The organism is Flaviaesturariibacter aridisoli (assembly GCF_004343705.1).
In the GTDB taxonomy this organism is placed as follows: Bacteria; Bacteroidota; Bacteroidia; order Chitinophagales; family Chitinophagaceae; genus Flavisolibacter; species Flavisolibacter aridisoli.
Genome location: NZ_SKFH01000049.1, coordinates 16,165 through 37,404, shown reverse-complemented (window position 1 = coordinate 37,404; position 21,240 = coordinate 16,165). Strand labels below are relative to the sequence as shown.

General features: G+C 59.1%; 22 protein-coding genes. 16 read left to right on the top strand and 6 right to left on the bottom strand.

The features are described from left to right. Nucleotides 1-137 precede the first annotated feature (137 nt). The 9 genes from E0486_RS17375 (at nucleotide 138) to E0486_RS17335 (ending at nucleotide 9,718) form a co-directional block, all read left to right on the top strand. A complete protein-coding gene (locus E0486_RS17375) occupies nucleotides 138-1,196 on the top strand; it encodes a response regulator (RefSeq protein ID WP_131854142.1) in 1,059 nt (352 codons plus the stop codon). A gap of 207 nt (nucleotides 1,197-1,403) precedes the next feature. After that, nucleotides 1,404-2,783, top strand: a complete 1,380-nt coding sequence (gene hemN / locus E0486_RS17370) for an oxygen-independent coproporphyrinogen III oxidase (RefSeq protein WP_131854140.1) — start codon at nucleotides 1,404-1,406, stop codon at nucleotides 2,781-2,783. Nucleotides 2,784-2,833: 50 nt separating this feature from the next. Next, nucleotides 2,834-3,187 (top strand): S-adenosylmethionine decarboxylase family protein, encoded by a 354-nt coding sequence (locus E0486_RS17365; RefSeq protein ID WP_131854138.1) that lies wholly within the window; start codon nucleotides 2,834-2,836, stop codon nucleotides 3,185-3,187. 2 nt (nucleotides 3,188-3,189) lie between these two features. Continuing rightward, nucleotides 3,190-5,085 (top strand): DUF4178 domain-containing protein, encoded by a 1,896-nt coding sequence (locus tag E0486_RS17360; RefSeq protein WP_131854136.1) that lies wholly within the window; start codon nucleotides 3,190-3,192, stop codon nucleotides 5,083-5,085. Then, the gene (locus tag E0486_RS17355) at nucleotides 5,069-5,251 is read left to right on the top strand and encodes a hypothetical protein (RefSeq protein ID WP_165917399.1); all 183 of its coding nucleotides are present in this window, start codon (nucleotides 5,069-5,071) and stop codon (nucleotides 5,249-5,251) included. The genes E0486_RS17360 and E0486_RS17355 overlap by 17 nt, the downstream gene beginning before the upstream one ends. A gap of 19 nt (nucleotides 5,252-5,270) precedes the next feature. Then, nucleotides 5,271-5,474 (top strand): DUF350 domain-containing protein, encoded by a 204-nt coding sequence (locus tag E0486_RS17350; protein WP_131854132.1) that lies wholly within the window; start codon nucleotides 5,271-5,273, stop codon nucleotides 5,472-5,474. 2 nt (nucleotides 5,475-5,476) lie between these two features. Continuing rightward, nucleotides 5,477-7,003 carry a polyamine aminopropyltransferase gene (locus E0486_RS17345; protein WP_131854130.1) on the top strand — a complete coding sequence of 509 codons (1,527 nt, stop codon included), beginning with the start codon at nucleotides 5,477-5,479 and terminating at the stop codon, nucleotides 7,001-7,003. Then, a complete protein-coding gene (locus E0486_RS17340) occupies nucleotides 7,000-8,601 on the top strand; it encodes a flavin monoamine oxidase family protein (protein WP_131854128.1) in 1,602 nt (533 codons plus the stop codon). Before E0486_RS17345 ends, E0486_RS17340 begins: the two co-directional genes overlap by 4 nt. After that, nucleotides 8,594-9,718 (top strand): hypothetical protein, encoded by a 1,125-nt coding sequence (locus E0486_RS17335; RefSeq protein WP_207906285.1) that lies wholly within the window; start codon nucleotides 8,594-8,596, stop codon nucleotides 9,716-9,718. The genes E0486_RS17340 and E0486_RS17335 overlap by 8 nt, the downstream gene beginning before the upstream one ends. A 60-nt stretch (nucleotides 9,719-9,778) precedes the next feature. Here E0486_RS17335 and ytxJ read toward each other — a convergent pair whose 3' ends face one another. After that, entirely contained in the window at nucleotides 9,779-10,114 is a 336-nt protein-coding gene (ytxJ, locus tag E0486_RS17330) for a bacillithiol system redox-active protein YtxJ (protein WP_131854126.1), read from the bottom strand. Nucleotides 10,115-10,119: 5 nt separating this feature from the next. Then, the gene (locus E0486_RS19315) at nucleotides 10,120-10,251 is read right to left on the bottom strand and encodes a hypothetical protein (RefSeq protein ID WP_262709645.1); all 132 of its coding nucleotides are present in this window, start codon (nucleotides 10,249-10,251) and stop codon (nucleotides 10,120-10,122) included. 58 nt (nucleotides 10,252-10,309) lie between these two features. Here E0486_RS19315 and E0486_RS17325 point away from each other — a divergent pair, with 58 nt between their 5' ends. The 4 genes from E0486_RS17325 (at nucleotide 10,310) to E0486_RS17310 (ending at nucleotide 14,217) form a co-directional block, all read left to right on the top strand. Beyond that, complete coding sequence (locus E0486_RS17325) at nucleotides 10,310-11,680, top strand: UDP-N-acetylmuramate--L-alanine ligase (RefSeq protein WP_131854124.1); 1,371 nt, start codon at nucleotides 10,310-10,312, stop codon at nucleotides 11,678-11,680. 61 nt (nucleotides 11,681-11,741) lie between these two features. Further along, nucleotides 11,742-12,512, top strand: a complete 771-nt coding sequence (locus E0486_RS17320) for a 3'-5' exonuclease (protein ID WP_131854122.1) — start codon at nucleotides 11,742-11,744, stop codon at nucleotides 12,510-12,512. Between the two features lie 13 nt (nucleotides 12,513-12,525). Further along, nucleotides 12,526-13,293 carry a polyprenol monophosphomannose synthase gene (locus E0486_RS17315; RefSeq protein WP_131854120.1) on the top strand — a complete coding sequence of 256 codons (768 nt, stop codon included), beginning with the start codon at nucleotides 12,526-12,528 and terminating at the stop codon, nucleotides 13,291-13,293. Between the two features lie 21 nt (nucleotides 13,294-13,314). Continuing rightward, a complete protein-coding gene (locus E0486_RS17310; RefSeq protein WP_131854117.1) occupies nucleotides 13,315-14,217 on the top strand; it encodes a DMT family transporter in 903 nt (300 codons plus the stop codon). Between the two features lie 127 nt (nucleotides 14,218-14,344). Here E0486_RS17310 and E0486_RS17305 read toward each other — a convergent pair whose 3' ends face one another. Beyond that, nucleotides 14,345-15,061 carry a hypothetical protein gene (locus E0486_RS17305; RefSeq protein ID WP_131854115.1) on the bottom strand — a complete coding sequence of 239 codons (717 nt, stop codon included), beginning with the start codon at nucleotides 15,059-15,061 and terminating at the stop codon, nucleotides 14,345-14,347. 84 nt (nucleotides 15,062-15,145) lie between these two features. Between E0486_RS17305 and E0486_RS17300 the strand changes: the two genes are divergently transcribed. Next, nucleotides 15,146-15,631: a histidine phosphatase family protein gene (locus tag E0486_RS17300; protein ID WP_131854113.1), complete on the top strand. Its 486-nt coding sequence runs from the start codon at nucleotides 15,146-15,148 to the stop codon at nucleotides 15,629-15,631. 196 nt (nucleotides 15,632-15,827) lie between these two features. On the opposite strand, the gene E0486_RS17295 is transcribed toward E0486_RS17300, so the two are convergent. Together E0486_RS17295 and E0486_RS17290 are read right to left on the bottom strand one after the other, a co-directional pair. After that, a complete protein-coding gene (locus E0486_RS17295; protein ID WP_131854111.1) occupies nucleotides 15,828-17,183 on the bottom strand; it encodes a dihydrolipoamide acetyltransferase family protein in 1,356 nt (451 codons plus the stop codon). Between the two features lie 124 nt (nucleotides 17,184-17,307). Next, on the bottom strand, nucleotides 17,308-18,561 hold the full coding sequence (locus E0486_RS17290) for a CinA family nicotinamide mononucleotide deamidase-related protein (RefSeq protein WP_131854109.1): 1,254 nt from the start codon (nucleotides 18,559-18,561) through the stop codon (nucleotides 17,308-17,310). 113 nt (nucleotides 18,562-18,674) lie between these two features. Between E0486_RS17290 and dacB the strand changes: the two genes are divergently transcribed. Together dacB and E0486_RS17280 are read left to right on the top strand one after the other, a co-directional pair. Then, nucleotides 18,675-20,072: a D-alanyl-D-alanine carboxypeptidase/D-alanyl-D-alanine endopeptidase gene (gene dacB / locus E0486_RS17285; RefSeq protein ID WP_131854107.1), complete on the top strand. Its 1,398-nt coding sequence runs from the start codon at nucleotides 18,675-18,677 to the stop codon at nucleotides 20,070-20,072. Nucleotides 20,073-20,159: 87 nt separating this feature from the next. Next, on the top strand, nucleotides 20,160-20,585 hold the full coding sequence (locus tag E0486_RS17280; RefSeq protein ID WP_131854105.1) for a DUF6526 family protein: 426 nt from the start codon (nucleotides 20,160-20,162) through the stop codon (nucleotides 20,583-20,585). 133 nt (nucleotides 20,586-20,718) lie between these two features. Here the strand turns inward: E0486_RS17280 and E0486_RS17275 are convergent, their stop codons facing one another. After that, a complete protein-coding gene (locus E0486_RS17275; protein ID WP_131854103.1) occupies nucleotides 20,719-21,126 on the bottom strand; it encodes a DoxX family protein in 408 nt (135 codons plus the stop codon). Between the last annotated feature and the right edge of the window lie 114 nt (nucleotides 21,127-21,240).

Below are 21,240 nucleotides of genomic sequence, written 5' to 3'. Positions count from 1 at the left end.
GTAATGAGTAATGAGTAATGAGTAATGAGTAATGAGTAATGAGTAATGAGTAATGAGTAATGAGTAATGAGTAAAAAATTGCGACGAACAAGTTACCAATAGACCAATAAACCATTAGACCAATAAACCCAGTAACTATGGCAAAGACGATCCTGGTCATCGATGACAACAACGACCTGAGGGACAATACGGCGGAGATACTTGATCTCGCCGGTTACAAAACCCTCACCGCCGAGAACGGCAAGCGGGGCGTGGAAACCGCCGCCCGCGAAAAGCCCGATCTTATCGTGTGCGACATCATGATGCCCGAGCTCGATGGCTACGGAGTGCTGCACCTGCTGAAGAAGAACCCCGACACGGAGCGGATTCCCTTCATTTTCCTGACGGCGAAAACCGAGCGCAGCGACTTCCGCAAAGGCATGGAAATGGGCGCCGACGACTACGTGACGAAGCCGTTCGAGGACATCGAGCTGCTCAATGCCATCGAGGTTCGTCTTAAGAAAGTGGAAGTGCTCGAGCACAACTACGCTTCGTCGCCGCAGGGGCTCACGCAATTCGTGAAAGACGTGAAAGACAGTGGGATGATCAAGCAGCTCAGCGGCCAGTACGACGTGGAGCACTTCGCCCGCAAGCAAACCGTATACACCGAGGGCAAGCGCCCGCGCTACCTCTATTACCTCGTGAGCGGCAAGGTGAAAGCCTACAAGACCCACGAGGACGGCAAGGAGTACATCACGGACCTGTTCAGCGCCGGCGACTTCATCGGCTACACCGCCCTCATCGAAGACCAGAATTACGACGACACCGCCACCGTGCTCGAAGATGCCGAGCTGATGCAGATCCCCCGCGATGAATTCCTGCAGATGATCTACAGCGACATCAATATCGCCGCCAAATTCATCCGCATCGTCACGCACAATATGAAGGAAAAGGAGGAGCGCCTCCTCAACCTGGCCTACAGCTCGCTGCGCAAGCGCGTGGCGAAGGCACTGGTGGATATCCACGAGAAATTCTACAGCCAGCGCCCCGACCCGGTCATCGAGTTCTCCCGCGACGACATCGCCCAGTACATCGGCACCGCCACCGAGTCGCTGATCCGCACACTGAGCGACTTCAAAGGCGAGAAGCTGATCGACATCCGGAGCGGCAAGATCTCGATCCTGAACCTGGAAAAGCTGAAGAATCTGCTCTATTGATAGCATTCCCAAGAGAAAGAACGCAGATTATTATGATTGACCGGATTAACGCGATTTTTTTGTTACGTCGAATTAGATCATAATTGATCTTAACCAATCTGCGTATCCCGCTTGCGGGATCTGCGTTCTTTCTCTCCCTGACAAACCTCTCCTTTTTCCCTAACGCCCGTCACCCGGGCCGCCATCCGGGAAAGGTAGTTTTGTCCTATGAACCGTGAAGCTGTCAGTCCCCTGTTGATCCGGAAGTACAACCAGCCCGTGCCCCGCTACACCAGCTATCCCACCGTGCCCTACTGGCAGGAGGGGATCGACGCGGAGGCGTGGAAGGAAACCTTCCGCCGGCAGTTTCACGAGGAGAACCATACCCGCGGCATCTCGCTCTACCTGCACCTGCCGTTCTGCGAGTCGCTCTGTACCTATTGCGGCTGCAACAAGAAGATCACCACCAACCACAGCGTGGAAGAGCCCTACCTGCGGGCCGTGCTGGAAGAATGGAAAAGCTACCGCAAGCTGATGCAGCAAACACCCGTGATCCGCGAGCTGCACCTCGGCGGCGGCACGCCCACCTTCTTCTCGCCGCGTCACCTGAAGCTGCTGCTCCAGGAATTGCTGAAGGGCGCCATTGTGCATCCGCAACACCAGTTCAGCATCGAAGGCCACCCCAACAATACCACCGACGCGCACCTGAAGGTGCTGTACGAGCTTGGCTTCCATCGCATTTCCTATGGCGTGCAGGACCTCGACCCGGAAGTGCAGCGCGTCATCAACCGCATCCAGCCCTTCGAAAACGTACAGCGCGCCACCGGGGAGGCCCGCGCCGCCGGTTTTACCTCGATCAACTTCGACCTGATTTATGGCCTGCCGCTGCAAACGGCCGCGGGCATGGAGCAAACGATCCGCTCGGTCATTACGCTGAAGCCGGAGCGCATCGCTTTTTACAGCTACGCCCATGTGCCCTGGAACAGTAAGGCCCAGCGCCTGTTCAATGAAAGCCACCTGCCGTCGCCCGAACAAAAGCTGGAGCTGTACCGCCTGGGTAAAGATCTGCTGCTGGAGGCGGGGTATGAAGACATTGGTATGGACCATTTCGCGCTGCCCTCCGACGAGCTGAGCAAGGCCCGCGCCGACGGCCGCCTGCACCGCAACTTCATGGGGTACACCACCCAGGACACCGGGCTGCTCCTCGGCCTCGGCGTGTCGAGCATCTCCGATGCCGGCACCGCCTTCGCGCAAAATGCCAAGACCTTGCACGACTATTACGCGATGATCGGCCGCGGTGAGCTGGCCGTTACGAAAGGCTATTTTCTTACCGAGGAAGACCGCGCCTTCCGCCGCTACATCCTCGATGCGAGTTGCCGCGGCCAGGTCTCCTTCCGTTCCGAAGACCGCGCCTGCCTGGATTCGTTCAGCAAGCCGGTGCTCGAAAAGCTGGCTGAGGACGGGCTCGTAACCCTGAGCGGGGAGGGGATGACCATCACCGAAACCGGGCGCCACTTCGTGCGCAACATTTGCGCGGCGTTCGACCTGCTGAAATTGCGCAGCGAAGCCGCGGGCGATGAAGGCCGCCGCTTCAGCCAGGCCATCTGAGCCGCTGCATTTCGCGGATTTCCGTATTTTGCCGGTCCGAACAACTGTATATGAGCTACCGGCCGGGCACGCACCTGATCGCCACCCTTTTGGTTCCAGACACCGACCTGCTGCACGCGGGCGACGCTTTCCGCAATTTTATCCAACGCGCGGTAGACGCGCAGGGCCTTACCCGTCTTGGTGAGGTGTTTCACCACTTCCCTGGTGGGGGCTTCACCGGCGTTGTGTGCCTTTGTGAAAGCCACCTTTCGGTGCACACCTGGCCCGAGTATGGGCGCCTGAACATGGACGTGTACCTGAGCAACCACGAGCAAAGCAACGAGGGCATCGCCGACGCCCTCTTCGAATCGATCTGTGCCTGGTTCGGCGGCACCGTTGCGGAACGCCAAAACCTTACGCGCTGACCATGGAACCGAGCATCCTGAATTGTCCGCGCTGCGGTACGGCCCATCACTTTGCCCACGAAGCGCTCAACCTTTCTGTTTGCACCTGCGGCGCCCTGCTGCGCCGCAATAGCGGCAAACTGGAACCTCTGCCCAACAGCGCCATCAGCAAGCCCGTAGAGCCGCTGCAACCCGGTAGCACCGGCAGCTGGGAAGGGCGATCCTTTACCCTCAGCGGACGCGTGCGCTGCCAGCTGGAAGGATCGGTGTTCAACTACTGGGCGCTCCTGTTCGACGACGGCGAGCTGGCCTTGCTGGGCGAAGGCTACGGCCTCTACGTATTGCTCCGCCCGAAAGGAGCCGTGGACATAGATTCCGGCGAGCTGGATCACCTGAAGATCGGCCGTGATCAAACGGTCAATGGGGTGGAATACACGGCCACGGCGCGGGATTCCTGCGAGCGCTGGGAAGCCGAAGGCGTGGCCTGGCTGCCCCTGGCGCGCCAAAGCTTTCGCAGCTTCGTGCTGTCGGCCGCCGGCGGCGGCGAGCTGTGGCTGTTCGAGTGGGCGCGTAACGAAGTCCAAAGCTTCGACGCTGTTTGGGTGAACGCCTCCGATCTGCACTTCGTCAATACGCGCCCCTCGCTGCTCGGTGAAGCGGTTTCGATGCCCTGCCCTTCGTGCAACAAGACCGTCACCCTGCAGGGACTGCCCTATGCGCAAAGCGGCGCCTGCGCCCACTGTGGCAAGCACTTTCGCCGCAACGACCGCGGCACCATCACCAAGGGCGACAGCAATGGTGAATACTCGCTGCCCGACCTGCCCCTTGGCAGCAAGGGGCGCGTGTTCGGTGCCGACTACGAGATCGTGGGCTTTGCAGTGAAAGAGGAGCAGAACGCCTACCATGCCCGTTGGCGTGAATACGTGTTGTGGAACGAATGGGAAGGCTATGCTTTTCTCAGCGAGTTCGACGGCCACTGGATCTTCCTGCGCGAGCGTGGCGAAGGCCCTGCGATCCGGCAGCCTGCACCCGATACGTTGGTGTTTGATAAAGAGCCGTACCAGAAATACAACCGGTATCATTATAAGGTGGTCTTTGCACAAGGTTCTTTTCCTTACGACATCGACGACGTGGAAAGCACCGAAGTATACGAATACATTTCACCGCCGGAGATGTGGTCCTGCGAAATAGACAAGCGCGCCTGCTTTGCCTGGTACCACGGGCAGCACATCGCGGGCCGCGAGTTGTCGAAAGCCTTTGCGCACAACGGCTACCTGCCGCCGAAGCAGGGCGTGGGTGCCGTGGAGCCGCGGGCCTTTATTGCGCCCGGCAAGATCGCCCTGGTGGCGGCTGGCGGCATCGTGTTTCTCCTGCTGCTGCACCTGCTGCTAACCTGGCCGAGCCGCGACCACGTCTTGCTGGACGAAAACCTAGCGTTCGACAACCGCGACACGGTAAGCCTGTCGCGCAACGACATATACCTTGACCGCGACCAGGCCAACGTGGAAGTAGAAGTATGGTCGCCGGTGACGAACAGCTGGGTGGAAGTAAGCACCTCGCTGATCGATAAGCGGAGCGGCCAGGAATACGGCCTCGAGCAGGGCGTGGAATATTACGAAGGCTACGACGGCGGTGAAAGCTGGTCGGAGGGAAGCCGCCACGAATCGGGCTACCTCACCGCTGTTCCCTCGGGGAATTACCTGCTGCAACTGCAGGTGCAGCGCGAACCGATGCTGGCACGCACCGACTCGGCACGCGTTCGCGTGACCTACGACGTGCCGATGATGCGCAACTTCTGGCTCAGCCTGCTGACGCTGCTCGGCTGGCCTTTGGTCACTTATTTGCGCGTGCGCAGCAGCGAACGCTCCCGCTGGTACAACAGTCCCTTCACTCCATTCAATTATGATGAGGAATCTTAACTTTTTCCAGCCCGGCTCCCTGTACTACCCCTTCCGGTGGTTCATCGTAGTGCTACTGTCCGTGTCGGGCCTGCTGGCTTACCACGACCTGACGGGCCGGCGCCTCTATAATTTTTCCAGCAACCAGTGGAACGCCGGCGGCCCCGGTACCCATTACCATAAATAACCCGCTAAATCCGACACATATGTCCCAGGCAATTACCAATTCTGTCCTGTATTCCTTTCTCGGGATCATCATCCTGGTGATCTGCTTTGTGCTGGTAGAAATACTGACCCCGAAGCACAACATCCGCCGCGAGATCCTCGAAAACAAGAACATGGCGGTGGCCGTGCTGGCCGGCTTCTTCATGCTTTCCATGGCCATCATCATCGCATCGGCTATTCACTGATCATGCCCCGACAAAAGACCGAAGCCCACTGGCTGCTCCTGCTGGCCGTATTCATCATCGCTACCTGCGGACTCATTTACGAGCTCGTTGCGGGCACCCTGGCGTCGTACCTTTTGGGCGACAGCGTCACGCAGTTCAGCACCATCATCGGGGTATACCTGTTTGCGATGGGTATCGGCTCCTGGCTGTCGCGCTACCTGCGGGGCAACCTGCTCGAATGGTTCATCCGCATCGAATTGCTGGTCGGCTTTGTCGGCGGCTTTTCCGCGGCGCTGCTGTTCGTCGTCTTTCCGCTGGTCGCTTCCTTCCGCATCGTGCTGTATGCGCTGGTGGCCCTCACCGGTGCGCTTGTTGGGCTCGAGTTGCCGCTGCTGATGCGGATCCTGAAGGACAAGGTGGAGTTCCGCGACCTCGTGAGCCGCGTGTTTACAGTTGACTACATCGGCGCGCTGCTCGCCTCGCTGCTCTTTCCGCTGCTTCTAGTGCCGCGGCTTGGCCTGATCCGCACGGCCTTATTTTTTGGCATCCTCAACATAGCCGTCGGCTGGTACCTGTCGCGCCGCTTCCGCCGCGAGCTGCGCGGGGGCGTTGCCCTGCAGGTGAGCGCCGCCCTGCTCATTGCGGGACAGTTGCTCGTATTTGTCTTTTCCGATTCGGTCATGAGCTTCAGCGAGACGATGACCTACAACGACCAGGTCGTGTATGCGACGTCTACGCCCTACCAGCGGATCGTGCTCACCCGCAACAAGCGCGAGCTGCGGCTTTTTCTCAATGGCAACCTCCAATTCAGCTCGGCCGACGAATACCGCTACCACGAAGCGCTGGTGCACCCGGCGTTGTCGCTGGTAGGCGCCCCGCGCAACGTGTTGGTGCTCGGCGGCGGCGATGGCCTGGCCGTGCGTGAAATCCTGCGCTATCCTTCGGTGCAACAGGTGCAGCTCGTAGACCTCGACCCCGCTATGACGCGCCTTTTCAGCCACCAGGAGATTCTTACGCAATTGAACCGGCGCTCGCTGCTCGATCCGAAGGTGCGCGTGACCAACGCCGACGCGTTCGTATGGCTGCGGCAAAACCGCAGCCGCTTCGACGCGATCATCATTGATTTTCCCGACCCCTCCAGCTACGCGGTGGGGAAACTCTATACCAATCTCTTTTACAACCTCGTGGCCCGCACGCTGGCTCCCGGCGGGGTGGCCGTGGTGCAAAGCACGTCGCCCTATGTGGCGCCCCGCAGCTTCTGGTGTGTGGACAGCACCATTCGCTCGGCAGGTCTGCAAACGATACCGTACCACAACTATGTGCCTTCCTTCGGCGAGTGGGGGTACATCATGGCCCGCCATGAAGGCGGCGACCCGATCCCGCAAAGCCTGCCCTCCGGACTGCGCTACCTCAATGCGGCCACGCTGCAGCAGATGCTGGTGTTTCCGGAAGACATGCGCAGCCCGGTAGCCGTGGGGGTAAACAAGCTCAACAACCAACTGCTCGTGCATTATTTCGAAGAGGAGTGGGGCAAATACCTGGAGCCATGAGTCACAGCCGGCGCGATTTCCTGCGGCTTTCGCTCGGGCTCCTCGGGCTCGCTTCCTGTGGCACGCGTGGCGCGGGACCAGTGCCGGGATCCATCGTGGGCGCCAATGCCGCCGTGGGCCACCTGCTGCGCGACACGAAAGCACCGCCGCACGCCGCAGGGTACCAGGACGTGGACGTGCTGATAGTCGGCGCCGGCGTCAGCGGGCTCTCAGCGGCGCGGGCGCTGCACCGTGGCGGCACGACCGACCTGCTGGTGCTCGACCTCGAAGACGAAGCCGGTGGCAACGCCCGCGGCGGCCGCAACAGCGTGTCGGCCTATCCCTGGGGCGCGCACTATGTGCCTACGCCCAACAACGACCTGCAGGAGTACCTTGTATTTCTACAGGAAGCCGGTGTCGTTACCGGCTTTGCCGCCAACGGCCTTCCGCAATACAACGAATACCACTTGTGCTTCGACCCGCAGGAGCGCCTCTTTATCAACGGCCGCTGGCAGGAGGGCCTCGTGCCGCACTTCGGCCTGGGCGCCAACGACCTCCGCGAAGTGGAGCGCTTCCTCAAGCAAATGGACGACTTCCGCAAGGCCATCGGCCGCGACGGCCGTCCCGCCTTTGCCATCCCGCTCGACGCCTCCAGCCGCGACGACAGCTTTGCGGGCCTCGACCGGCTTAGTTTCCGGCAATGGCTCGAACGCGAAGGATACCGCAGTCGCTACGTACACTGGTACGCCGACTATTGCACCCGCGACGATTTCGGTGCCCGTCACGATGTGGTGAGTGCCTGGGCAGGCATTCATTATTTCGCCGCCCGCAAAGGACGCGGCGTCAACGCCGCGACCAGCGACGTGCTCACCTGGCCCGAAGGCAATGGCTTTCTTGTAAAAGCCCTGCAAAAAGAATTAGCAGGAAAGGTGCGCACGGGCCAGCTGGCGCTCCGGGTGGAGCCGGGTAAAGAGCGCGTGCGCGTGGACGTACTCGATGTTGCCACAAAAAAGATTACGGGCTATTCCGCGCGTCATTGCATTTTGGCGGTACCGCAATTCGTGGCCGCCCGCCTGTTGCAAGACGAGGCGCGCCTGGACAAAGTGCATCGCCAGCTGCATTATACACCCTGGCTGGTGGCCAACCTGGAAGTAGACGGGCTGGAAGAGCTTCCGGGAACGGGTGCCTGCTGGGATAATGTGATCTACGACAGTCCTTCGCTTGGGTATGTAACCGCCACGCACCAGTTGATCCGCGCGGCATCAGGCCGGCGCAACATCACCTGGTACCAGCCGCTCACGGATGCTTCGCCGGAAGCGGCGCGGCGCGCGGCTTATGGCCGCAGCCATGCCGACTGGGCGGCCCTGGCGTTCACTGACCTGGAGCGGGTGCATGCCAACATCCGCGCCGCCACGAAGCGACTCGACGTCCTGCTGTGGGGGCACGCAATGGCACAACCGCTGCCCGGCCTGCTGCTCGGCCCGGAACGGGCCACCCTCGCCACCGCGCCACACCGGCGGGTTCATTTCGCCCACAGCGACCTGGCGGGGATCAGCATTTTTGAAGAGGCATTTTACCAGGGACTGAACGCCGCCCGTCAAATAGAAACCCATGGCTAAGCATACCCAACCCTGGATCGGATCGGCCGCGGTGGACAGCGCCTTTATCCTGGCGCCGCCGTTCCTGGCGCTGGCGGCACTCTTTCTCTTTCCTTCCTTTTTCTCGGGGAATGGCGCGGTCTCCGAGGCGGGCTGGGTGCTGCTGGTGTTGCTGGTAGACGTGGCCCACGTGTACAGCACGCTGTACCGCACCTATTTCGACCCGGCTGCGCGGGCCCGGCACGGAGGGCTGCTTTGGGGGATACCCGCCCTGTGCTATGTGGCCGGCGTGCTGGCCTACAGCAGCAGCCCGGCCTTTTTCTGGCGGGTGCTCGCCTATGCGGCCGTATTTCATTTCGTGCGGCAGCAGTACGGTTTCCTGCGCATCTACAGCCGCCGCGAGCCAAAGGAGGGCCTTTTCGCCTGCATCGACCGCTGGACGATTTATGGCGTGACGCTTTACCCGCTGCTCTGGTGGCACCTGGGCGGCAAACGCCGCTTCGACTGGTTCGTGGACGGCGATTTCCTTTACCTGAACCAACCCCGCCTGCTGCCGTGGATAACGGCCCTTTACGTAGTTCTACTGCTCGTCTACATCGTTTCTGAAATGATCCGCAGCTGGCGCGCCCGTTCGGTCAACGCAGCCCGCCTGCTGCTGGTGGCCGGAACGGCCGGGAGCTGGTATTTCGGGATCGTTTATTTCAACGGCGACCTGGCTTTTACTCTCACCAACGTGATCAGCCACGGCGTGCCTTACATGGCGCTGGTGTGGATCTACGGCCGCAAGGAATACGTGCAGCAGGGGCGGGGTACCCGTTTGCTGCGCTACCTGTTCAGCCTTCGCGGACTGGTGCTGTTCCTGGGCGCGTTATTCTTGTTTGCCTGGCTCGAGGAAGGACTCTGGGATGTTGTATTGTGGAAGGAGCACGCGCGTGTGTTCGGCACCGTTCGCTGGCAGCTCGACCTGTCGAAGCCGCTGCTCGCGCTGATCGTGCCGCTGCTGGCGCTGCCGCAGCTGACACACTACGTGCTGGATGGATTTATCTGGAAAATAAGACCGGAGGGCTTTGCCTGGAAAGGGAAGAAAGAAAACACGGTTCCCGCTTTACAGAACGAACTATTGACGATTCACGATTGATCCTGCGACAAGCAGATGATGACAACTGGCGTAACCTGCCAGGCTGAGCGCAGCCGGAGCCTACGCCATCAGCACCTGGCTGGCGATGTCCTGCATCGAAATGCCGAGGTGGCTATCGTCATATACGCATTCGCCGTTCTTGATCACGAGCACCTGGGGCGACTCGTGGTTCACGCCGAAGCGCTGGGCGACCTGTTGGGAAAGGGGGCGGCTTGTCAGCACATCCAGCAACCAGAAATCGGTGGCCGGGGGCTTCTGCGCCTTGTCGATCCGCTGGAAGGCCACGCTGCTGATGGAACAACGGGTGCTGTGCTTGAAAATGACCTGGGGTGTTTCACGGGAGCGGCTGATGAGCTCGATGAGCTGCTCCTCGGAGGTTAGCGTCGTCCACTGCATGGGTACTAGATTTTCGTGCTTTTCGCTTCCTTATAAGCGGTAGCGGGGCAGCCATACTTGCTGCGGGAGGTAAAGCAGGACGCCAGCGACAGCGACAGGGCGCTCAGCAGTACCAGGGACGCGATTTTGTTTTTCATGACCGGGAGGTTTGATGATAAACGGTTTAATTTGCCGGATATTACCCCAAAAGTAGGAATGAATATCCATTTTATCTCCATAGGCGGGTCGGTGATGCACCAGCTCGCCATAGCATTAAAGCGAAAAGGATACCAGATTTCGGGCTCCGACGACGAGATCTTCGAGCCGGCCCTGTCTAACCTGCAGGCCGAAGGCCTGCTGCCCGCCGAAATGGGCTGGCACCCCGAACGCATCCACGCCGGCCTCAACGCGGTCATCCTCGGCATGCACGCCCGCCTTGACAACCCCGAGCTGCAGCGCGCCCGCGAGCTGGACCTGCCCATTTACTCCTTCCCCGAATACATTTTCCAGGAAAGCCGCGACAAGCAGCGGGTAGTGGTCGGCGGCTCGCACGGCAAGACCACCACCACCTCCATGATCATGCATGTGCTCCGCCAGTCGGGGCAGGCCTTCGACTACCTGGTAGGCGCCCGCCTTCCCGGCTTCGACCAGTCGGTTAACATCACCGACGCGCCCGTGATCGTGTGCGAGGGCGACGAATACCCCGCTTCGGCCATCGAAAAACGCCCCAAGTTTCACTTCCTGTTCCCGCATATCGCCATACTCACCGGCATCGCCTGGGACCATATCAACGTTTTTCCCACCTTCGATTTTTACCTCGAGCAGTTCCGCATTTTTATCGGAATGATCGAAAAGGGCGGTATTCTTATTTATAACGACACCGACCCCGAGCTGGTAAAGCTGGTGGAAGAAACCCGCCGCAGCGACATCCGCTACGCGCCCTACGGCGTGCTGCCGCACCGTATCGACGCTGGCCGCACGACGGTCACCATCGACGGGGCAACTACCGCCCTCAAGGTGTTCGGGAACCACAACCTGCTCAACCTGCACGCCGCCTGGCTGGTTTGCCGCGAGTTGGGCCTCACGGCGGAAGCTTTCGCGGCCGCTATCGCCGGCTTCACCGGCGCTGCCCGCCGCCTGGAGCTGCTGGGGGAAAACGCGAACACAATCGTATACCGCGACTTTGCCCACGCGCCCTCCAAAGTAAAGGCGACCATCGAGGCCGTGCGCCGGCAGTTTCCGGAGCGGCGCCTGCTGGCCGTGCTGGAGCTGCATACCTACAGCAGCCTCAACGCCGACTTCATGAACGAATATGCCGGCGCCCTCGATGCCGCCGACGAAGGCGTGGTGTTTTACGCCAAACACGCGCTGGAGCTGAAGCGCCTGCCGGACCTGCCGGCCGATCTCGTCCGCGCCGGATTCGCCAACGAGCGCGTGCAGGTGCTCAATGACCGCGCTGCCCTCGAAGACTGGTTTGGCCGGACCGACTACAGCAACGCGGTGGTCCTGCTCATGAGCTCTGGCAATTACGACGGTCTCGCCCTGCCGCCGCTCGTCGAAACGATACTGGCTCCCGACAAATCTTAACAATTACCCGCCCGTAAAAAGCTATCTTTAGCCCCTCTAAAGCAAACTGGAATTCTCACGCATGTTACAACTGAAGAAGCCTCTGGCCGTTATTGACATTGAAGCGACCGGAAATAACGTGGCCACGGACCGGATCGTGGAGATCGCGATCATCAAGCTGCTTCCCGACGGGATGCGCAGTGTCAAGCGCAAGCTCCTCAACCCGACGATCGAGATTCCCCAGGCTATTGTCGATATTCACGGCATCAGCAACGAGATGGTGAAAGACGCCCCGGTGTTCAAAGCCGTGGCCCAGGAGCTGAAGCAGTACCTCGATGGCTGCGACCTTGCCTGCTACAATGCCTACCGCCTCGACATCCCGCTGCTGGTGGAGGAATTCATCCGCGCCGATGTCGAATTTGATATGAAAAGCCGCAAGGTGGTAGACGTGCAGAAGATCTACCACCAGATGGAGCAACGAAACCTTGCCGCCGCCTATAAATTTTATTGCGATAAAAGCCTCGAAGGCGCCCACGGCGCCGAGGTGGACGCCAACGCCACGGCCGAAGTGCTTTTCGCACAGGTGGAACGCTACCCGCAGCTCGGTACCTCCCTCGACACGGTGATCAAGGCCGTGGGTGAAGACCAGATCATTGACTTTGCCCGCCGCTTTGTGTATAACGAAAAAGGTGTGGAGGTGTTCAACTTCGGCAAGCACAAGGGCCGCACCGTGGCAGATGTGCTGAAGGCAGAGCCCCAATACTACGACTGGATGATGAAGGGTGAGTTCCCGATGAACACGAAACAGAAGCTCACCGAACTGTACACCCGCATCATGCTGAAAAAAGCCTGACCCGCCCCCGCTTGTGGAGAAGATAGTCATAATACCAACCTATAACGAAAAGGACAACGTCGAAGCGATCATTCGCGCCGTGCAGAACCTGAAGCAAGACTTCCACGTGCTCATCATCGACGATGGATCGCCCGACGGCACAGCCGATATTGTGCGCGGCCTTATGTCCGAGTACGCCGGCACGCTGTTCCTGGAAGAGCGCCGCGGCAAGCTCGGCCTCGGCACCGCTTATATTCACGGGTTCAAGTGGGCGCAGAAGAACGGCTACGAATTCATCTTCGAGATGGATGCCGACTTTTCGCACCCCGTTGCCAAGCTGCCGGAGCTCTATGCGGCCTGTAAGACCGGCGGCGCCGACGTGGCCGTAGGCTCGCGCTATGTGCGCGGCGGCGGCGTGCACAACTGGCCCACCGACCGCATCGCCCTCTCGAAGGGCGCATCCGTTTACACCCGGATGATCCTCTGGATGCCTGTGGCCGACCCCACGGCCGGCTTTGTGTGCTACAAGCGCGCCGTGCTCGAGGCGATCAATTTCGAGGAGATCCACTTTGTGGGATACGCTTTCCAAATCGAGATGAAATTCGCGGCCTGGAAACTGGGCTTCCGCATCAAGGAAGTGCCGATCCTGTTTACCGACCGCACTTTCGGCGAGTCGAAAATGAGCAAAGGCATCGTGAAAGAAGGCATTCTCGGCGTACTCAAGCTTCGCTGGTACAGCTTCTTTACCTCGTATCGCAGAAAGGTGCGGGTGAAAGGGGAGCGGGCAGAGTCCGTAAGCTAACTTCGCGGTCCACCTGTATCCATGCGCAAAGCGTTACTCCAACTTCATACGGCTGTTTTTCTCTGGGGCTTCACCGGCGTGCTGGGCCGCGTGATTACGCTGAGCCAGACCTGGCTCGTTTGGTACCGCCTGCTGATCACCGTAGTGAGTTTGTGGGTGTTGTACGCCGCCCTCGGCAAGGTCCGCCGCATCCCGCTGCGGTCGGCACTCTTCATCGCTTTCATCGGTTTTATCCTGGCGCTGCACTGGGTGTGTTTCTACGGAAGCATCAAGTACAGCAACGTAACCATTGCGCTTACCTGCCTCTCCACCACGGCGCTGCTGGCCTCCTTCCTGGAGCCGATCATCGTGGGGCGGAAATTCGATTGGTTGGAGATCGGCCTCGGACTATTCGCCATTGCCGGCATTATCCTCATTTACAATACGCACCTCCAATTCTCCACCGGTATCGTCATCGGCCTCATCTCGGCACTGCTCACCGTACTTGTATCCGTCACCACCAAACGCATAGTAGACAAATACGAGCCAGAAGCACTGACGCTGTACCAGCTTACCGGCGGCTTTATCGGGCTGAGCATCCTGCTGCCCTTTTACCAGCATTACTTCCCCGAGCCGAATTCCATACCGGTGCCGATCGACTGGCTGTGGCTCACCGTCCTGGCCTGGGGCTGCACCATCCTGACCTTTTTCCTGTACATCCGCGCGCTGAAAAAAGTGAGTGCCTTCACCATGAACCTGGTGCTCACGCTCGAGCCGGTGTACGGCATCCTCCTGGCCTTCGCCTTTTACAAAGAAAACCGCGAGGTCAGTCCCTGGTTTTACGCAGGGTTCGCGCTCATCTCCGTGGCCGTCGTCTTTCACATGTGGCGACTGCTGCGTACAAAAAAGGAAGTGCTGGCCGATACGCCGATGCAGGAACCTTGAGAAGTTTATAGTTTGCAGTTAATAGTTTGAAGTTGCGTGGACTGCGCAATAGTTTAAAGCGTTGCGAAACCTAAACTCCAAACTGTAAAACTCCCAAACCCATTGCGAACTATAAACTGCAAACGCGCTACGCAGCCGTACTGATATACTTCACCAGGCTTCGCTTCGCGATGGGCAGTACCGTTTCCTCGATCGGGAACTGCAGCTCCGTTTCAATGCAATACACCGCGGGGTTAGGGAGGTCGCGGCGCTGGCGGATCAACTCCGATTTGATCTGTTCGTAGGTCTGGAAAAGTCCGCGGCGCCATTCGTCCACGTAGGCCGTCTTCATGCTCCGGTAGCGCTCGTCGTGTTTCTCGAAGATCGACAGGCGGTATTGGTACACGCGCGTTTGGCGCACGTCGCCGGCACTGAGGAAGAAGTAGCCTTCCTGCACGTCCAGGGGCACGAGGCCCACAGGGGCGATGCTCAGGTTGCCTTCCACGAACTCGTAGATCTCGGCACCGCTGCTGATGGTAGTTTTCAGCTCGCCTTCCGAATAATGGATGATGTCTTCGAGCTCCTGCATCAGGTCGTCGTCGGCGATCATCGCCTCGTACAATACCTGGAGCTTTTCGATTTGCAGGCCGGTGAGTTTTTTCGGAAAATGCTCCTGCAGGTACTTCTTGTTTTCGCGGAAGGCCACAAGGTTGTTGTAGTGAAATACGAGGTCGGCCAGCTGCGGGTAGAGGCGGGCCTCGTTGAAATGCCGGCGGATCTCCTGCAGGTACGCGAGGAGCGTGTACTTTTTCAGCTCGAAGTCAATGTAGCCTTCGGCGAACCAGGTTTCGGATAACTGCTTCATAGGCGGGCCCGTTTACACTTCAATATACAAAGGCTCTCAAACAAAATGAATACCGGATTACTTTTACGACGTTAAAATCATTCCATGCGTTTTATCCTCCCCGTTCTACTTATCGTGCTGGCTTCCTGCCAGACAACCCGCTACTACATTGTTCGTCACGGCGAAAAAGCCGATCCCGCTGCCGGAACGGGCAGCGACGTGCCGCTGTCGCCCGCGGGCGAGGCACGCGCGCAGGCGCTCCAGGCGCGGCTCGCCAACGCCAGGCTGAAATACGTGTACAGCACCAACTACACCCGCACGAAGGCCACGGCGGCGCCCGCCGCTTCAGCGGCCGGACTTGGACTGGTATTTTACGATCCGAAGGACACGGCCTTCGTTGGCCGCGTGCTGGCACAGGGTCCGGGCAATACACTGATCGTAGGTCACTCCAACAGCGTCGATGATCTGGTTAACCGTTTTCTCGGGCGTTCCGAGCTGACCGACCTGCCCGACTCCGCCTACGGCGACCTGTTCATTATTACCAAAAGAGGCAAGCGGATGTCGTTCCGGCACGCGCAGTTCGGGGAATAAGGAAGCAAGGGAAAGAAGGTTCGGAACCGCGAAGAGAATAAGAAAAGAAGATGGTACGCTAACTAGAAACGCATTATATGCGACACTTTTTTAATAAAAAAGCCCCGCCATCGGCGGGGCTTTTTCAGTATCTCTTCGCGAAACGCTTATTCACTTTTTTCCTTAAGCGGTTACGAACCTTCTTTACTTATGAACCTTAAATGCCCCGGTTCAGGTCGAAGTTTTCCAGCTCGTTGGCGACGGCGGTGAGGAAAGTGGCGCCGAGCGATCCGTCCACGATGCGGTGGTCGTAGGAAAGCGACAGGTACATCATGTGGCGGATGGCGATGGAGTCGCCATGCGGCGTTTCGATCACCACGGGGCGTTTTTTGATGGCGCCGACGGCGAGGATGGCTACCTGCGGCTGGTTGATGATGGGTGTGCCCATCAGCGAGCCGAAGGTGCCCACGTTGGTGAGCGTGAAGGTACCTTCAGAGATGTCTTCGGGCTTCAGCTTGTTGTTGCGGGCGGCGTCGGCCATGCCGTTCACCTGCTTGGCAAGGCCTACCAGGTTCAGCTGGTCGGCGTTCTTGATCACCGGCACGATGAGGTTGCCCGAGGGCAGCGCCGTGGCCATACCGATGTTGATGTCTTTCTTGACGATGATGCGGGTGCCGTCCAGCGAGGAGTTGATCAGCGGGAATTTCTTGATGCAACGCACGATAGCTTCGATGAAGAGGGGCGTGAACGTGATCTTGGTGCCTTCGCGCTTTTCGAATTCCTTCTTGGCTTTGTCGCGCCACATTACGAGGTTGGTTACGTCGGCTTCCGTAAAGGAAGTCACGTGCGGGCTCGTGTGCTTGCTGCGTACCATGTGGTCGGCGATAAGCTTGCGCATCCGGTCCATCTCGATGATCTCCACGTTGCCGGGATATTGAGCGGGCGCCGAGCTCGTCTCTACCTGGTTCATCGGGATCACCATGTCCTGCTTTTGCTGCGTTGGGGCCGGTTGCTGGCCGCCCTGTCCGGCTGAGCCTGCCGGGATCTTGCCGGCTTTCTTATCAGAAACGTATTGGAGGATGTCTTTTTTCGTCACGCGGCCTTCGTTGCCGGTGCCGGCAATGCCTTCGAGCTCCTGCATGCCGATACCTTCCTGGGCGGCGATGTTGAGCACGAGCGGGGAGTAGAAGCGGCCGTTTGAAGCGCTGCTTTGGGAAGGGGCTGCGGTAGTTGCCGCGGCGGGCTGCGGGGCGGCGGTTTGCTGCGTGGCCGCGGGCGCTTCGGCAATGGGAGCGGCGGGAGCGGGGGCGGCGGCCGGCTGGGCAGCAGCGGCACCACTGCGGATCCGGGCGATCACCGTGCCGATGGGCACTACGTCGTTGACGTTGAACAGCACCTCTTCGATCGTGCCTTCAGCCGTGGAGGGAACTTCGCTGTCTACTTTGTCGGTAGCGATTTCCAGCACCGTTTCGTCCATCTTAACGGTATCGCCGGGCTTTTTGTGCCATTTCAGGATCGTCGCTTCCATGATGCTTTCGCCCATCTTCGGCATTACCAGGTCAACTGTGGCCATACGTAAGTAACTAAGTTTTTAAGTGGTTTTGCAAACAATCGTCGCAAAAGTAACGAAAGGAAAGTATCTAAGTGGGAAGTGGGAAGTGGGAAGTTTCTGAAAGCGGCTTCCGACTTCCCGCTTCCTAACTCGTTTTCGCGATGAATCTGCGCAGGAAGTTAAGTGCCGTATTGGCCGTCAGCTCCATGTTGCGGGCGCGGTCGAAGCGGTAGTTGAGCAGCAGCGTTTCGGTGCGCTCCCGGCTCCCCACGGCGATCCAGATGGTGCCGACGGGCTTTTCCGGCGTGCCGCCGGTTGGGCCCATGATGCCCGAGGTGGCTACGATGTAGTCGGTGCCGAGCACCCGCAGGCCGCCGGCCACCATGGCGCGGACGGTTTCCTCGCTTACGGCGCCGTGCCGGCGCAGGATCTCCGCCGGCACGCCCAGCACGCGTTCCTTGATCTCGTTGGCATAGGCCACGATGCTGCCGTTGAACAGTTGCGAGGCGCCGGCGGGCTCGGTAAGAAGGCGTGCGAGGTAGCCTCCGGTGCAGCTTTCGGCGGTCCCGACGGTCTTCCCGCGCTCCTTCAGCAGTCGGTGCAGCGCTTCGGTGAGGCTGATGTCTTCATCGGCCACCAGCCATTCGGCGACGCGGTTCTTGAGATCTGCAAAGCGATCGCCGATCGCGTGTTCCACCGCCGCCGCATCGTCGCCGCGGGCCGTCAGGCGGAGGCGCACGAGCCCGTAGGACGGGAGGTAGGCGAGCTTGATCCAGGCGGGCAGCGCCGCCTCGAAATCCGCAATATGCGCGGCCAGGTCCGATTCGCCTTTACCCGCGGTCAGTGCCGTGCGGTGCACGATAGCCGGCAGTGTAAACCGCTCCTTCAGCTTCGGCAGCACGCTGTCGGTGATGAGCCCCTTCATTTCGTGCGGCACACCGGGTAGCGACACGTAAATGACGCCGTCTTTATCAAACCACATACCCGGCGCGGTGCCGCGCTTATTGGGCAGTACTTCGCAGAGGTCGGGCACATCGGCCTGCTTCACGTTTACCTCCGAAGGTGTGCGGCCAAAGCGGGAAAAGATGTCGTGCACATTCTGCAGGGCGCCCGCGTCGGTGCGGATGCCGGCGCTGAAGTAGTCGCGCAGTGCGGGTTTGGTGATGTCGTCCGCAGTGGGTCCAAGGCCGCCGGTGATGAGGAGGATGTCGTTGTCGCGGCTTTGCTCCGTCAACGCGTTGAGGATCTCCTCGCGCACGTCGCCCACGGCAATGCGGCGCTTCAGCCAGATGCCGGCCTTATTTAATTCCTGGCCGATAAAGGCGCTGTTGGTATCGATCGTCTGGCCGATAAGCAGTTCGTCGCCGATGGTGATGATGGAAGCGGAAATGGGCTTCATGCAGAGGAATTGTGCGCGCAAGATAAGCAGGGGACGTTGTGAGCAGGAATACTGAAATGTCAATCGTGAATCGTTAATGGCAGCAGGCGTTATGATGTACATTTAGCCGCAGTATGAAACATTTCCTTTTTGGAATGGCCTTTTTTGCTACGGCTGTTGCTTCGGCGCAAACGGTGGAAAGCCGCTTGCAACGGGCCTGGGAGCGCTTTGAAAGTGACTCGCAGCTGCGGGCGGGAATCGCTTCTATCTATGTGGCCGATGCACAAACAGGAGCGGTCGTTTTCGAACGCAACAGCCGCATCGGGCTCGCACCGGCTTCATCGCAAAAGGTGATCACGGCGGCAACGGCCTACGATTTACTGGGAAAAGATTTCCGCTACAAAACGCAACTGCAATACGAGGGCATCCTTCGGCACGACAGCTTGTTCGGCGACCTGGTAATTACAGGGTCTGGCGACCCCAGTTTCGGTAGTTGGCGCTTTCAACAAGCCAACCCGGATTCCATACTCACACGCATGTCAAAAGCCGTTCGTGCTGCGTCAATCCGCTGGTATAACGGTAGGGCTACCAATATGCGGGGCTGGTCAGAGGAGGCGATACCCGACGGCTGGATCTGGCAGGACATCGGCCAGTATTATGGGGCTGGAGCTTTTGTATTGAATTGGCATGAAAACCAGTTTGACCTGTATACGCAACCGGGCGATCGTCCTGGAGTACCGGTAGAAATCCTCCGCTCCGAACCCGATCCCGGACAACCCGTGTCTTCACAGGCTTCAACCGGTGCGAAGGGAAGCGGGGATAACAGCTATTTATACCCGTCGATCGGCGGTGGCGAAACCTTTGAGGCTGGGATGACGCTTCGGGGTACCCTGCCGCCCGGTGGCGTATATAAGGTCTCAGGGGCGCTGCCCGACCCGGTAAGCACGTTTTGGAACGGGTTTGAAAAAAGCCTGTCCAGTTGCGGAGTACAGGGATTCGCGATAAATGCGCCCAGGCGCCCGTCAGCCGCGCAAAGTGCACAATTGATATATGTGCACCAGTCACCTTCCCTCGATAGCCTGATATTCTGGTTCCTTCGCAAAAGCCTGAATCTTTATGGGGAAGCTTTTATTAAAACAATAGCCGTGCGGGAAAGCGGTAGTGCAGAAACCAAGGCTGGAACGGACCTGCTCCGTACTTTCTGGAAAGTTCGTGGTATCGACCCCGTAGAACTACGGATAAAGGACGGTTCGGGCCTTTCGCCCGAAAACCGCGTCACGACCCGCGCACAGGGGCAGGTGCTGCAATATGCACGGAAGCAGTCCTGGTTCCCCGGCTTTTACCTCGCCCTGCCGGAATACAACGGGATGAAATTGAAAAGCGGTACTATCGGCGGCGTCAAAGCTTATTGCGGTTACCATACATCGAAAGCCGGTGTTACCTATACGGTTTCGTTCATCGTCAACAATTACAACGGCTCTGAACGCGAGCTCATACAAAAAATGTACGCCGTGCTGAACGAGCTCAAATAGCCACAGGACTTACTTCGGCCGGCGCTGGCTGATCGCTGTGCGAACTGCAAACCACAAACTTTATACTACAAACTTTAAACTTGTGCCATGGAGCAAAACTTCAAAAACCACAGCCGCCTCGTGCCCGCGTTTCACTACCTCGGTTATCTGACCTGGCTGGCCTTCCTCATCGGCAGCATCCGTTACCTGGTGCGCGACGAAACGACGGATAAATATCCCGCCGTGCTTTTCCTACTGGCCGCCATCGTGTTCGCCGTGCTGCTTTGGTTCAGCCGGGCCTTTGCGCTGAAGGCGCAGGACCGCGCCATCCGGGCGGAAGAAAGCCTGCGTTATTTTGTTCTTACGGGCAGGCGCCCCGATCCGTCGCTGCGCCTCGGGCAGCTCATTGCCCTGCGCTTTGCGTCCGATGAAGAATTGCCGGCACTGGCCGAGCGCGCCGTGCGAGAACAGCTGACGAATAAGCAGATCAAGCAGGAGGTCCGCAACTGGCGGGCAGATCATCACCGGGTGTGAGGACGTGAACCGTGAGCCGCCAGCCGTAAACGCTCAAGGCAATAACGGAAAACGTCCCACACAAAGTGCAGGACGTTTTTACAAGTACGTATCGCGAGCTCACGGCTCACGGCTGACGGCTCACGAATGACGTTTAGCGCCCAAGGAAACGGTCCAGGCTCACTTTGCCGGGGCCCAGCACGAGGATGGAAAGATACAGGCCGAGGTACACTGCGGCCAGCTCGCCCTGCCCGGCGAAGTCGGCGCCATGGGCCTTGAACAGGGCCACGCCCATCGTTACGATCAGCGGGATTGCGGCGAGCCTTGTGAAAAGACCGAGGATGAGAAAGGCTGCGCAAAAGAACTCGGCAAAAACCACCAGCGACAGCGAGGTCGTAGTGCCGATGCCGAAGGGATCCATGAACTGGTGGGCCTTCTGTGAGAAGTGCGTGAGCTTGTCGAATCCGTGGTGGATCATCAGGATGCCGCCCGTAAGGCGGAGCAGGAGGGTGCCAAAGGACAGGGCATTGTCCGAGGTCCGGACACTGAATAGTTTTCTCATGGGATGCGGGGCTTTTTCGGTGGCAATGATACGAAGCAGGCGCGGGGCAGCCAACGGCGAGTTAACAAAGTTTTGTAAGTCGCCCTTGCCTTATTTTGCGTCCTTTACCGGGAC